The following is a 12,018-nucleotide window of genomic DNA, read 5'->3' on the forward strand; positions in this document are numbered from 1 at the left end:
AGTCCTCGTAGCGGAGCTACTAGGGCTTTCGCCCGGTGCGGCGAGAGTGCGTGCCGGGCGTCGCGACGCCGCGGAGATCCATCAGAAGCCCCCTAAGCCCGCGGGCGCCGGGAACGCCGTTCGACCCTCGCACCTCCGGCAGAGGCCGCACGACGGGCGTGGGACAGGCGGCCGGGCGACACCCGCACCGGCGACGACCGCTACGGGACCCGCCCGGCCCGGCCGACCGGGCGGGCGGGCTACGTCAGTACCCGTGAGCCTCCAACCGGCAGGTCCCACAGGGCTTCTCGGGCGAGCCCCGCCCGCTCCCAGGCCGCACGCACGCGCGTGAGGGGTTCGAGGACGGGCTCGGCGGACAGTACGAACGTGCCCCAGTGCATCGGGGCCATGCGGCGCGCGCCGAGGTCGAAGGTGGCGCGGACGGCCTCCTCCGGGTCGCAGTGGACGTCGCTCAGCCACCAGCGGGGGTCGTAGGCGCCGATGGGCAGCAGGGCCAGGTCGATGCCCGGGTAGCGGCGGCCGATGCGGGCGAACCAGTGGCCGTAGCCGGTGTCTCCGGCGAAGTAGAGGCGCTGTCCGTCGGGGGCGGTGAGCACCCAGCCGCCCCACAGCGAGCGGCAGGTGTCGGTGAGGCTGCGCTTGGACCAGTGGTGGGAGGGCACGAAGTCGAAGCGGACGCCGGACAGTTCGGCCGCCTCCCACCAGTCCAGCTCGGTGACCCGGGTGAACCTGCGGCGCAGGAACCAGCGGCCGAGCCCGGCCGGTACGAACACGGGGGTGTCGCGCGGGAGTCGGCGCAGCGTGGGCGCGTCCAGGTGGTCGTAGTGGTTGTGGCTGACGACGACCGCGTCGACGCGCGGCAGCGCCTCCCAGGGGACGCCCACGGGGGTGATACGGGCCGGGGTGCCGAGGATGCGGCGGGACCAGACCGGGTCGGTCAGCACGGTCAGGCCGCCGATCCGCACGACCCAACTGGCGTGTCCCGCCCAGGTGACGGCGATCGTGCGGGCGTCCACGCGCGGCAGCGGGGCGGGTGCGAAAGGCAGTCGGGGGATGTCGGCGAGGCCTTCCCGACCGGGCCGCACGGAGCCCTCGCGGGCGAACCGGGCGATGGCCTTCAGGCCGGGCAGCGGAGAGGTCAGCCGGTCGTGGAACGTCCGCGGCCACACCCGCCGCTCGCCGAGCGGGCGGGGCTCGGCGAGCGGCGGGGCGGGCGGGGACGAAGGGACGGCGGTGTCGGCGGTGGTCACCGTGCTGGTGCTGGTGGTGGTCGACTCGGACTGCTGCGTCATCGAGGAGGCTCCCATCGCTGAGCGTCGTCACGGAGATCGTCGAAGACCGACCTCAGAAGCATCAACGCGCGTTGCACGTGTGGCAGTTCCAACGGTGTGGGTGACATGAGACATTCCGCGCGCTGCGCGTCCGTGCCGTCCAGCAGCATGCCGGTGGACAGCCGGACCCGCAGCGCCCCGAGGTCGTCCCCGAAGCGGTGACCGCCCGGCGCGGGCATGCCGAGCCGGGCGGAGAGGAAGTCCTCCAGTTCCTGTGCGTCGCCCACACCGTGCGCGGCCAGCGCCTCGCGCAGCGGGCCGAGATCGACGTACAGGTGCCGGCCGGCCCGGGGCGGCAGGGCCAGCCCGCCCGCGGCGACCACGGTGGCGTGCACGGCGTCCGCCACACGCGCGTGCAGGCGGACGGCGGCGGCCGTGCGCGCGGCGACCGGCTCCGGCTCGGCCAGGGCGTACGCGGCGGCCGCGGCGACCGGTGCGGCCACGCGCGCCTGGAGAGCGGTGAGGACGTCGAGCACGCGCGCGTGCAGGCCGTCGCCGACGGCGGAGGCGGGGAAGCGGGCGACGGCCGCCGGCCAGCCGACGGGCAGCAGGGCGCCGGCCAGATCGCTGACGACGGTGACCCGCTCGGGCAGCATCTCGGCGGGGCTGACCAGCACGGTGTCGTACGGGGCGTGCAGCGTGTCGCGCCAGGTCTCGTCGCTGACCAGGTGCAGGCCCTCGCCCGCGGCGGCCTCCACCGCCTCGTGCAGCACCTCGGGCGGCGCGACCGTGGCGGTGGGGTCGTCGGCGACGGACAGCACCAGCAGCCGCGGGTCCCCGCCCTCGGCGCGCACCCGCCGCACGGTCTCCAGGAGGGCGTACGGGTCCGGGACGCCCCCGCACTCGGCGGGCGTCGCCACATGGAAGACGGGTCTTCCCAACAGGCGCGCGTACGGCGCCCACCAGGGCGCGCAGGGCCGGGGCACCAGGACGTCGCCGCCGAGGGCGGCGGTCAGCGCGAGCAGCAGCGTGGGGGCGCCGGGTCCGGCCACGACCCGTCCCTGCTCGGCGGGGGCGCCGCGCCGGGCCCAGTAGCCGCGGGCCGCGTCGAGGAGGGCGGGGCCGCCGCCGACCGGCTCGCCGTCGGCACGGCCGGCCGCCTCGGCGAGCACCGAGGCGAGTTCGGGCAGCACCGGCAGCCCGTCCGGGGGAAGCGGCGGACCGTAGCGGACGGGCCCGTGGTCCTCCGGTTCCGCGCCCTCCGGTTCCGCGTCCTCCGGTTCCGTCGGCCGCATGTCGTCCTCCGCGCAGTCCGTGCCCGATGCCGTCTCCGGTGTCCTGTGTCGTCCCCCGCCGCCGGTGCCGACGCCGGCGTGGGCCGTGTGGTGCGTGACGTCTCGTTCGGGCCCAGCGTTCGTTCGGGACCGTCGGGACCGTCGGGACCGTCGGGACCGTCGGGACCGTCGGGACCGTCGGGACCGTCGGGACCGTCGGGACCGCTCGCGCCCCTGGGTTCTGCGTACCCGGTGGGACCTCGCCCCATGACCGTCCGCTCGCGTTGCGCCGGCACAGCCGGGCCGGACCGGCCCTCCGGCGGAGTCAGGCGTCCCTCGCGGGGTCGCGGCGGCGCAGTCGGTGCACGGCGGCGCCGAGCGCGCCGGCGATCAGCAGACCGCCGGCGGCGAGCGCGGGCACGGAGTCGGTGAAGGCACCGCCCTCGCCGGCCCGGACGCCGTGCCCGACGGTGGCGGGGGCGCAGGTGGCCTCGTGGGCCGCGGTGCCGCGAGGCTCGGGCACGGGCCGGTCGCACGGCGGGACGGTGCGGCAGGCCGCGGGGTCGGTCTGGGAGGCGCCCGGCGGCGGCGGACACGGCCGGGCGGTGGCGCAGGACGCGTCGGGCGTCGTCGACCCGCACGTCGGTGTCCCGCCGCGCGCGACGTCCAGGGTCGCGGTCCACGGCGTGCCCTGTCCGCCGGCCGCCGCCGGGCAGGTGCCGTCGACGGTCCAGGCGGCGTCCGCTCCGACCGCCGCCGGACTCGCCTCCAGGTCGGCGGCGGGGGCGATCTGGGCGGTGCCCTGGTAGACGGCCCCGGTCTGCGCGTCGTCCCCGGGGACCTTGCTCAGCTTGACGGTGCCGTCGGCGAAGGCCTGCGAGGCGGCGTCGAGGCTCTCGGGGGCGGCCGCGCCGAGAGGGCCGCAGGAGACGGACACGGTGACGCTGCCGCCGGGGGCGACGCTGCCGGGGCTGACCTCCGCCGCGGGATCCGCGAACGCGGCCGGACCGGCGGCGACCAGGACGGCACCGGCCACGGCGAGGACGGAGAGGAAGTGGGCGGTGCGACCCATGGAACGGCTCCTTCGGCCGGTGACTGCGGGGCGGGGCGTTGCTGCCCCACAGCCATCACAGCCCGAGGGAAGACAGGGCGCGCGCGGCCGGACGCCATTGGCGGGACGGGAGCCTCCATGCGGGTGACATGCCTGCGACGCCTCGCTCGATGCTCCTCACTGTCACTCACCGCCACACTCGCCGCTGGACGCTGTCACTCGCCGTCGTCGTTCGCGTCGCCGCGTCGAGGAGGGGGCCGAGTTCCCGGGCCACGGTCGTCAGGACGCGGACGTCCCGGCACGGGCGATGAGGATCGCGCCCTCCAGCGCGCTGATCACGAGGATGGCGAGCGCGCCGGCCCGGTCCAGGCGGCGAACGAGGCGGAGACGGCCTCCCGGGTGGACGACGTCGACTCCGCGCAGTCCACCGTGGCGGCGACCGCGGGGCAGCCGCCCGCGAAGTCTGCGGCCTCGTACTCGTCGGTCCACTGCCGCACCGTCTCGGCGAACAGCGCGCCGGGCGTCGGTTCGGGCAGGGCGGCGAGGAACCGGGCGACCCGGTTGCCCGCATCCCGCCCCGCCCCGCCCCGCCCACGGACCCGTTGACCAGCTGTTCCTTGCCGCCGGGGAAGTAGTGCCGGGGCGCGGCGGCGAGGACATGGCAGCCGTGCTGCACGCGCTGGAGACCGGACCGGCGCGCCGCCGGGCCGAAGTGCGCGGCTCTGTCCCGTGTCGGCCTCCCGTCCTCGGGTACGCGGTGGCCATCTCGAAGATCGGAAGGAGAGAGGGAGACATGCAGCGAGGCAGTAACCGGCTCAGCGTGCACCGGGACGACGAGATGAAGCACGAACTACAGGGCCTGCTGAGGTCCGGACACCCCACGCGGACCGAGGAGTGGCACGATCCCGAGCCGTCCGCCGAGGACGATCCCGCGATCTGGGGCGAGCCGGTGGTACCGGGGAGCTCCCGGGCGTCGCTGGCGACGGTACGGCTGGAGCTCGGCCGCCTCCTGGGGCGGAGCTCCTTCCCCGCCGGTCCGGGCGCGCTGGCCATGGGCCTGCGCCGCAAGAACGCGCCGGACGCGCTCGTGGAGGCCGTACGACGCCTGCCGCACAAGAACCGCTACGCCAATGCCCAGGAACTGGCGGAGGCGCTGGTCGGGACCGGCGGCTGACGACAGAAAACCGACGCCAGGAACCTGATGGCGGGAGCCTGACGACAGGAAGCTGACGACAGGAAGCTGACGACAGGATCCTGGCGACGGGGAAGGACGGCTTCGGTGGGCTCAGGCCCCGCCGGAGCCGCCCGTCGTTCCGGGGCCCCACTTGCCGACCGGAGTGCCGGACCGGTCTGCCGGGGTCTGCTGGGCGCGGCCCCCGTTCGCCCCGGCGACCCGTTCCCTGGCCCCGTCGCGGGTGCGGGACGGGGAGACGAAACGGCGTGGATTGCGGCGCAGGTACTCGCCCTCCAGCTGGGCCATGCGGTCGTTGTGGGCGCGCAGGGCGTCGTTCGAGCCGTGGAGCAGTGTGTCGTGGCGCGTGCGGTGGATCGTCTCCAGCTCCTTCATGAGCTGTTGGTCGTCCAGCCGGTCCGGGTCGACTCCGGTCATGGTGGTGCCCCGTCCGTCGTTCCGACTTCTGCCTCCACTGTACGAACATTCGGGCTCCCGGGCCCTCCGTACGCCGGCAAAGTCCCGGGGGCCCCTCGCGCTACCGGGCCCGTTCCACGCGTCGCTCGTCCCACACCGGCTCCGGGGTCTCCCGGACCCGGCCGTCGCTGCCGAAGACCAGGTAGCGGTCGAAGGAGCGGGCGAACCAGCGGTCGTGGGTGACGGCGAGGACCGTGCCCTCGAAGGCCTCCAGTCCCTCCTGGAGGGCTTCGGCGGACTCCAGGTCGAGGTTGTCGGTCGGCTCGTCGAGGAGCAGGGCCGTGACGCCCTGCAGTTCGAGCAGCAGGATCTGGAAGCGAGCCTGCTGGCCGCCGGAGAGCCGGTCGAAGCTCTGCTCGGCCTGCTGGGTCAGCTCGTAGCGGCGCAGCCGCGACATGGCCGGACCCCGGTCCTGGGCGTGTTCCTTCCACAGGATGTCCAGGAGGGTGCGGCCCAGGAGCTCGGGGTGGGCGTGGGTCTGGGCGAAGTGCCCGGGGACCACGCGCGCGCCGAGCTTCCACTCCCCCGTGTGCGCCACGGTGTCGCCGGCCAGCAGCCGCAGGAAGTGCGACTTGCCCGAGCCGTTGGAGCCGAGGACCGCGACCCGCTCGCCGTAGAAGACCTCCAGGTCGAAGGGCTTCATCAGGCCGCTCAGCTCAAGTCCCTTGCAGGTGACGGCTCTTACGCCGGTGCGGCCACCCTTGAGGCGCATGGTGATGTCCTGCTCGCGCGGCGGCTCCGGCGGGGGTCCGGCCTCCTCGAACTTGCGCAGCCTGGTCTGGGCCGCCGCATACCGGGAGGCCAACTCATGGCTGATGGAGGCCGCCTGACGGAGGTTCAGGACGAGCTTCTTCAACTGGGCGTGCTTCTCGTCCCAGCGGCGGCGCAACTCCTCGAAACGGGCGAAGCGTTCGCGACGCGCCTCGTGGTAGGTGGCGAAGCCGCCGCCGTGCACCCAGGCGTCGGCGCCGGTGGGCGAGGGCTCCACGGAGACGATCTTCTGGGCGGCGCGGGAGAGGAGTTCGCGGTCGTGGGAGACGAAGAGGACCGTCTTGCGGGTCTCCTTCAGCCGCTCCTCCAGCCAGCGCTTGCCGGGCACGTCGAGGTAGTTGTCCGGTTCGTCGAGCAGCAGCACCTCGTCGGTGCCGCGCAGCAGCGCCTCCAGCACGAGCCGCTTCTGCTCGCCGCCGGAGAGGGTGCGCACGAGCCGGAACTGGGCCTTGTCGTAGGGGACGCCGAGCGCGGCCGTGGTGCACATGTCCCACAGCGTCTCGGCCTCGTACCCGCGCACCTCGGCCCAGTCGGAGAGGGCCTGCGCGTACTGGAGCTGGGCAGCCTCGTCGTCGACGGTCATGATCGCGTGCTCGGCCTTGTCGACGGCCTGCGCGACCTCGCGGATCCGGGGCTGGGCCACGGACACCAGCAGGTCGCGGACGGTCGTCTCGTCCCGTACCGAGCCCACGAACTGGCGCATCACGCCCAGGCCGCCGGTCACGGTGACCGTTCCGCCGTGTGGTCTCAGCTCGCCCGAGATCAGCCGCAGCAGGGTCGTCTTGCCGGCGCCGTTGGGGCCGACGAGGGCCACGACGGCCCCTTCCCCCACCCGGAACGACACGTCGCCGAGCAACGCCCTCCCGTCGGGGAGGTAGTACTCGATGTGTGCGGCTTCCAGGTGTCCCATGAGGACGCATTCTGCGGGCCGCCCACGGGATGCGGCAAACCGTTATGCGCGCAAGCCGGGCAGACCACCACCCCTGCCCGCCGACCGCCCCTGCCCCCTGCCGCCTCTCTCCGCCGGCCGTCCGCTCCGTCAGCCGCCCGTCGCCACCAGCCGGCCGACCGCCCCCGTCAGCCGCCGGCCCCCGTGACCGGCTGCCCCGCCGGGCCGCCCTCGCCGGCGGGCGTCACCGTGGCGCCCGCCCACTCCAGGGCCTTCCAGCCGTCTGCCGGGGAGCCCTCCAGGACGACCGTGCCGGTGTTGGCGAGGCGGTGGGCCGCGGCGAAGGGGACGTCGATGTTGTCGACGCGGGCGGCCGCCCAGGTCCGGATCGCGGCGCCGTGGCTGACCAGGGCGACGGTCCCGGCGCCGCTCGCCGCGGCTTCGGCGACCACGCCGTCGTAGCGCGCCAGGAACTCCGCTCCGCTCTCCCCGCCGGGCATCCGCAGGTCCACGTCGCCCGCCGCCCAGGCGAACACCGTGCGCATGTAGAGCTCGCCGTGCTCGGAGTCGCCGGGCAGCATCTCCAGGTCGCCCGCGGAGATCTCCCGGATCCCGTCGCGGACGAGGACGTCGAGCCCGCGCGCGGCGGCCAGCGGGGCGGCCGTGAGCCGGGTGCGCACGAGGGTGGAGGCGTAGAGGGCCTCGATGGCCTCGTCGGCCAGGGCCTGCGGCAGGGCGGCCGCCTGCTGTTCGCCGAGCTCGGTCAGGCCGGCGCCGGGGACGGCGGTGTCGAGGAGGTAGTCCACGTTCGTGGTGGTCTGGCCGTGACGGACGAGCAGCAGGCGCATGCGGTGACCCTCCGGTGTTGCCGATGCCGAGAACCGCCCCCGCCGAGGAAGCGGCCGTTTTCAGGGTAACCCAGACGGCACGACCACACCTGACGCACCGTCAGTCCATATTTCAGAACGATCTGTCTCACCATGCGGCTGGCGGCGTACCGTCATCGCACCGGTACCCCCGGTGCGGACCCGTTTCGTCGAGAAGGGGCAGAGCCATGCCGAAAGCGCAGGAGACCGCCGTCTACACGCACGGACACCACGAGTCGGTACTGCGATCGCACACCTGGCGGACCGCCGCCAACTCCGCCGCCTATCTGCTCGGTTCGCTGAAGCCCCACATGAAGATCCTGGACATCGGCTGCGGGCCCGGCACCATCACCGCCGACCTGGCCGCCCTGGTCCCCGACGGCCATGTCACCGGCGTCGACCACGCGCCGGGGATCCTGGAGCAGGCCCGGGCCACGGCCGCGGAACGGGGCCTGACCAACATCGACTTCGCGGTCGCCGACGTGCACGCCCTGAACCACCCCGACGCGACGTTCTGCGTCGTCCACGCCCACCAGGTGCTCCAGCATGTGGGCGACCCCGTGCAGGCGCTGCGCGAGATGCTGCGGGTGACCAGGCCGGGCGGGTACGTCGCCGTCCGCGACTCGGACTACGCGGCGATGACCTGGTACCCCGCCTCGCCCGGGATGGACGACTGGCTGGACCTGTACCGCCGAGTGGCCCGGGCCAACGGCGGCGAACCGGACGCCGGGCGACGGCTGAAGTCCTGGGCGCTGGCCGCCGGGTTCACCGACATCACCACGACCTCCGCCACCTGGACGTTCAGCACGCCCGAGGAGCGGGCCTGGTGGAGCGGCCTGTGGGCCGACCGCACCCTGGCCTCGGCGTACGCGGAGCGCGCCACGCAGGGCGGACACGCCACCGCGGACCAGTTGCACGCCGTCTCCGAGGCCTGGCGGGAGTGGGGGCGGCGTGCGGACGGCTGGTTCAGCGTCCTGCACGGAGAAATTCTGTGCCGAAAGCCTGCCTGATCCGCGAAATTCGGGAAACCCGAGTTGCAGGAGGTCGACACTATGGTTCCCGTCCTGCTTGTGCTGCTGCTGGTGCTGATACTTTTCGGCGCCGGATTCGCGCTGAAACTGCTCTGGTGGATCGCACTCGCGGTTCTCGTCCTCTGGCTCCTCGGATTCCTGGCCCGCGGGACCACCGCGGCGGGCGGCAGGGGCCGTTGGTACAGGTGGTGACCTGACGCGAGGAGCGGCCCGAGGTCCGGATCGAGGACCTCGGGCCGCGTTCCGCGACGGTCACGCGCCCTCGCCCGGCCACCCCGGTTCCCCGGCGGACTCCACGAAGGAATAGGCCGCCCACGGTCCGGCGAGTTCCACGCGCATTCCGGATTCCTCGCCCTTCGTACGACCCACCATTTCCACGAATTCCTCGGAATGCGCGCGCGGCACGAGATAGGCGGCGTTCAGCACGTTCTGCCCGGAGGCCTGCCGCGGATGCAGGCGGACGTCGTCGGCGTGCGCGGACAGCTCGGTGTGCAGTCGATCGGCGAATCGCTCGGCCCGCTGGCGGACGTCCGCCTCGGCGCCCTCCTCGGCGCTCCCCTCCCTGTCCTCCTCGGGCTCCGCATACACCCTCACCCCCCACTCGACCCGCCCCGCGAGCCGCTCCAGGGTGCGCCGGAAGTCGTCCTCGCGCTCCTCCATCATCACGCGGACGCCGCTGTCGTCCCGGAACACGGTGGCGAGCCGGAGCGGCAGCGGTGTGGTGACGGCCGTGAGCGCGTCGACCACCTGCTGATGGGCGCGGGCGGTCTCCGCGAGCCAGTCCCCGTCCGCCAGCCGGCGACTCAGCGCCTCCTGTGCGAAGTCCCGCGCCGGCACATGGCTGACCACGGCGATCAGGCCGTGGTGGGTGAGCAGTCTCGGCGGATCGCCCGCCACGCCCGACAGGTCGGCCTGGAGGGGCGCGCCGAGCGGACGGCAGACGGCGTACACGTAGCGCAGTCCGGTCACAGGGACTCCTCTCCGCCGGAGGAAAGGGCCGGTGCGTCCTCCCCGTGCCCTTCGTCGTCCTCGTCGTCCTCGTCGTCCTCGCCCCTCATCGTCCTCCCGGCCGCCGTCCACGGCATCCCGCACGGCCGCTCACGGCCGCTCACGGCATGATCGCCTGTCCCACCAGCAGCCGGGCGGACGCGGCGATCGACGCGGCGTCGAGGCCGGCGGCGTGCAGCTGCTCGGCCGGGGTCGCCGAACCGGGCATCGTCCGGACGGCGAGCCGCACCAGCCGGGGCAGCGGCCGGCCGTCGAGGAAGGCGTCGAGGACCGCGTCCCCGAGGCCGCCCTGCTCGTGGTGGTCCTCGACGGTCAGCAGACAGCCGGTCTCCTCGGCGGCCCGCCGCAGCGTGGCCCGGTCGACGGGCTTGACGGAGTACAGGTCGACGACCCGGACCGCGATGCCCTGGCCGTCGAGCGCCTCGGCCGCCTTCAGCGCCTCGTGCACGGTGACGCCGGCCGCGACGATCGTCAGCCGGTCCCGGCCGGAGGAGCGCAGCACCTTGCTGCCGCCGACCGGGAACTCCTCGTCCGGCCCGTAGAGCACCGGCCCGCCGCCGCGCGAGGTGCGCAGATAGCGGACGCCGTCCAGGCCGGCCATGGCGGTGACGAGCCGGGCGGTCTGGTTGGGGTCGCAGGGGTACAGCACGGTGGAGCCGTGCACGGCCCGGAACATCGCCAGATCCTCCAGGCCCATCTGGGAGGGCCCGTCCTGACCGATGGCGACCCCGGCGTGCGAGCCGACCAGGTTGATCCCGGCGCCGCCGATCGAGGCCATGCGGACGAAGTCGTACGCCCGGGTCAGGAAGGCGGCGAACGTGGAGGCGTACGGCACCCAGCCGCGCGTGGCGAGGCCGACCGCCGCGGCGACGAGCTGCTGCTCGGCGATGTAGCACTCGAAGAACCGGTCGGGGTGCTCCTTGGCGAAGACCTCGGCGCGGGTGGAGTCGCTCACCTCTCCGTCGAGGGCGACGACGTCCTCGCGGGCGGCGCCGAGCGCGGCGAGTGCCTGTCCGTAGGCGTCACGGGTCGCCGCCTCCTCCCCCATCTGCCAGCGGGGCAGGTCGAGCCGGCCGGTCCGGACGGAGTGCAGCACGCGGGCTTCGGCCGGTCCGTGCACCCGGACCCGCAGGTCGCGGACGCCGCCCAGCTCCTCGATCGCCTCGTCGGCGTCGGGCAGCGGCTTGCCGTGCAGGCCCTCGCGGTCCTGGACGGACGCGACGCCCTTGCCCTTGAGGGTGCGGGCCAGGATCGCGGTGGGCTGCCCCTTGGTGGAGAGCGCCTCGCCGTAGGCGCGGTCGATCGCGCGCACGTCGTGCCCGTCGATCTCGACGGTGTGCCAGCCGAAGGCCTGGAAGCGGCGGGCGTAGGCGTCGAGGTCGTGGCCGTGGCGAGTGGGGCCGCGCTGGCCGAGCCGGTTGACGTCGACGATCGCGACGAGGTTGTCCAGGTGTTCGTGGCCCGCGTGCTCGGCGGCCTCCCACACCGAGCCCTCGGCGAGCTCGCTGTCCCCGCACAGCACCCAGACGCGGTACCCGGTGCGGTCCAGCCGCTTCCCGGCCAGCGCGATGCCGACGCCCACCGGCAGCCCCTGCCCGAGGGACCCGGTGGCCGTCTCGACCCAGGGCAGCCGCCGTGGGGTGGGATGGCCCTCGAGCCGGCTGCCGAGCGTGCGGAAGCTCAGGAGTTCCGCGTCGTCGACGGCTCCCGCGGCCTTGTAGGCGGAGTACAGCAGTGGTGAGGCATGGCCCTTGGAGAGGACGAAGCGGTCGTTGCCGGGGTGTGCGGGGCGGTCGAAGTCGTAGCGGAGGTGGTGCGCGAGCAGCACGGCCATCAGGTCCGCGGCCGACATCGAGGACGTCGGATGCCCGGACCCCGCGGCGGCGGACGCACGCACGCTGTCCACCCTCAGCTGCTGCCCGAGTTCGGCGAGTTCGAGATCGGAGAGTTCGGGGAGTTCGACGGTGTCCATGGCCGCCGGGTACCCGCCGCCGCGGGCGCTTAACGCCATCGTCCGGCGCACCGGGAAGGGGACGGCGGAGGGGGCGAGGCGGGGTCGAGGAGGGGGACGAGGAGGGATCGGGTGAAGGGAGGGCGTCTCGGCGGCCGCCCCAACTAGATGAATGAGTCCAAGGGATGTCCTGCGGACATAGGACGAGGGCGTCCAGTGTCGATGTGTGACGACCGACCTGGACACCCTCGCAACGGC

At 74.0% G+C, this 12,018-nt stretch carries 10 protein-coding genes and 2 pseudogenes; 3 read left to right on the forward strand and 9 right to left on the reverse strand.

Annotated elements, in window-relative coordinates:
• Positions 1–239: 239 nt before the first annotated feature.
• From AB0J04_RS43630 to AB0J04_RS43645, 4 genes and pseudogenes are all read right to left on the reverse strand, one after another.
• On the reverse strand, positions 240–1,292 hold the full coding sequence (locus AB0J04_RS43630; RefSeq protein WP_363174273.1) for an MBL fold metallo-hydrolase: 1,053 nt from the start codon (positions 1,290–1,292) through the stop codon (positions 240–242).
• Positions 1,289–2,566, reverse strand: coding sequence for an aminotransferase class I/II-fold pyridoxal phosphate-dependent enzyme (locus AB0J04_RS43635; RefSeq protein WP_363174274.1), 1,278 nt, complete (start codon positions 2,564–2,566; stop codon positions 1,289–1,291). Before AB0J04_RS43635 ends, AB0J04_RS43630 begins: the two co-directional genes overlap by 4 nt.
• Positions 2,567–2,870: 304 nt before the next feature.
• Positions 2,871–3,617 carry a hypothetical protein gene (locus tag AB0J04_RS43640; protein WP_363174275.1) on the reverse strand — a complete coding sequence of 249 codons (747 nt, stop codon included), beginning with the start codon at positions 3,615–3,617 and terminating at the stop codon, positions 2,871–2,873.
• A 166-nt stretch (positions 3,618–3,783) separates the two neighbouring features.
• Positions 3,784–4,233, reverse strand: a pseudogene (locus AB0J04_RS43645) (TetR/AcrR family transcriptional regulator); the annotation flags it as partial.
• Positions 4,234–4,389: 156 nt separating this feature from the next.
• On the opposite strand from AB0J04_RS43645, the gene AB0J04_RS43650 reads away from it, so the two are divergent.
• Complete coding sequence (locus tag AB0J04_RS43650; protein WP_363174276.1) at positions 4,390–4,770, forward strand: DUF2795 domain-containing protein; 381 nt, start codon at positions 4,390–4,392, stop codon at positions 4,768–4,770.
• 219 nt (positions 4,771–4,989) lie between these two features.
• Here the strand turns inward: AB0J04_RS43650 and AB0J04_RS43655 are convergent.
• The 3 genes and pseudogenes from AB0J04_RS43655 to AB0J04_RS43665 form a co-directional block, all read right to left on the reverse strand.
• A pseudogene (locus tag AB0J04_RS43655) lies at positions 4,990–5,205 on the reverse strand (DUF6158 family protein); the annotation flags it as partial.
• 100 nt (positions 5,206–5,305) lie between these two features.
• A complete protein-coding gene (locus AB0J04_RS43660; protein ID WP_363174277.1) occupies positions 5,306–6,925 on the reverse strand; it encodes an ATP-binding cassette domain-containing protein in 1,620 nt (539 codons plus the stop codon).
• Between the two features lie 167 nt (positions 6,926–7,092).
• Positions 7,093–7,752 (reverse strand): histidine phosphatase family protein, encoded by a 660-nt coding sequence (locus tag AB0J04_RS43665; RefSeq protein WP_363174278.1) that lies wholly within the window; start codon positions 7,750–7,752, stop codon positions 7,093–7,095.
• 206 nt (positions 7,753–7,958) lie between these two features.
• Here AB0J04_RS43665 and AB0J04_RS43670 point away from each other — a divergent pair, with 206 nt between their 5' ends.
• Both AB0J04_RS43670 and AB0J04_RS43675 read left to right on the forward strand, forming a co-directional pair.
• On the forward strand, positions 7,959–8,780 hold the full coding sequence (locus tag AB0J04_RS43670; protein WP_363174279.1) for a methyltransferase domain-containing protein: 822 nt from the start codon (positions 7,959–7,961) through the stop codon (positions 8,778–8,780).
• A 42-nt stretch (positions 8,781–8,822) separates the two neighbouring features.
• Positions 8,823–8,993 carry a hydrophobic protein gene (locus AB0J04_RS43675; RefSeq protein ID WP_363174280.1) on the forward strand — a complete coding sequence of 57 codons (171 nt, stop codon included), beginning with the start codon at positions 8,823–8,825 and terminating at the stop codon, positions 8,991–8,993.
• A gap of 60 nt (positions 8,994–9,053) precedes the next feature.
• On the opposite strand, the gene AB0J04_RS43680 is transcribed toward AB0J04_RS43675, so the two are convergent.
• Positions 9,054–9,770: a GvpL/GvpF family gas vesicle protein gene (locus AB0J04_RS43680; protein WP_363174281.1), complete on the reverse strand. Its 717-nt coding sequence runs from the start codon at positions 9,768–9,770 to the stop codon at positions 9,054–9,056.
• A gap of 139 nt (positions 9,771–9,909) precedes the next feature.
• Entirely contained in the window at positions 9,910–11,781 is a 1,872-nt protein-coding gene (locus AB0J04_RS43685; RefSeq protein ID WP_363174282.1) for a transketolase, read from the reverse strand.
• Positions 11,782–12,018 lie beyond the last annotated feature (237 nt).

Source organism: Streptomyces sp. NPDC050263 (genome assembly GCF_040655955.1).
In the GTDB taxonomy this organism is placed as follows: Bacteria; Actinomycetota; Actinomycetes; order Streptomycetales; family Streptomycetaceae; genus Streptomyces.

Coding starts and splice junctions, on each gene's coding strand:
- AB0J04_RS43630 (WP_363174273.1), bottom strand. CDS start 1,292: ATGACGCAGCAGTCCGAGTCGACCACCACCAGCACCAGCACGGTGACC.
- AB0J04_RS43635 (WP_363174274.1), bottom strand. CDS start 2,566: ATGCGGCCGACGGAACCGGAGGACGCGGAACCGGAGGGCGCGGAACCG.
- AB0J04_RS43640 (WP_363174275.1), bottom strand. CDS start 3,617: ATGGGTCGCACCGCCCACTTCCTCTCCGTCCTCGCCGTGGCCGGTGCC.
- AB0J04_RS43650 (WP_363174276.1), top strand. CDS start 4,390: ATGCAGCGAGGCAGTAACCGGCTCAGCGTGCACCGGGACGACGAGATG.
- AB0J04_RS43660 (WP_363174277.1), bottom strand. CDS start 6,925: ATGGGACACCTGGAAGCCGCACACATCGAGTACTACCTCCCCGACGGG.
- AB0J04_RS43665 (WP_363174278.1), bottom strand. CDS start 7,752: ATGCGCCTGCTGCTCGTCCGTCACGGCCAGACCACCACGAACGTGGAC.
- AB0J04_RS43670 (WP_363174279.1), top strand. CDS start 7,959: ATGCCGAAAGCGCAGGAGACCGCCGTCTACACGCACGGACACCACGAG.
- AB0J04_RS43675 (WP_363174280.1), top strand. CDS start 8,823: ATGGTTCCCGTCCTGCTTGTGCTGCTGCTGGTGCTGATACTTTTCGGC.
- AB0J04_RS43685 (WP_363174282.1), bottom strand. CDS start 11,781: ATGGACACCGTCGAACTCCCCGAACTCTCCGATCTCGAACTCGCCGAA.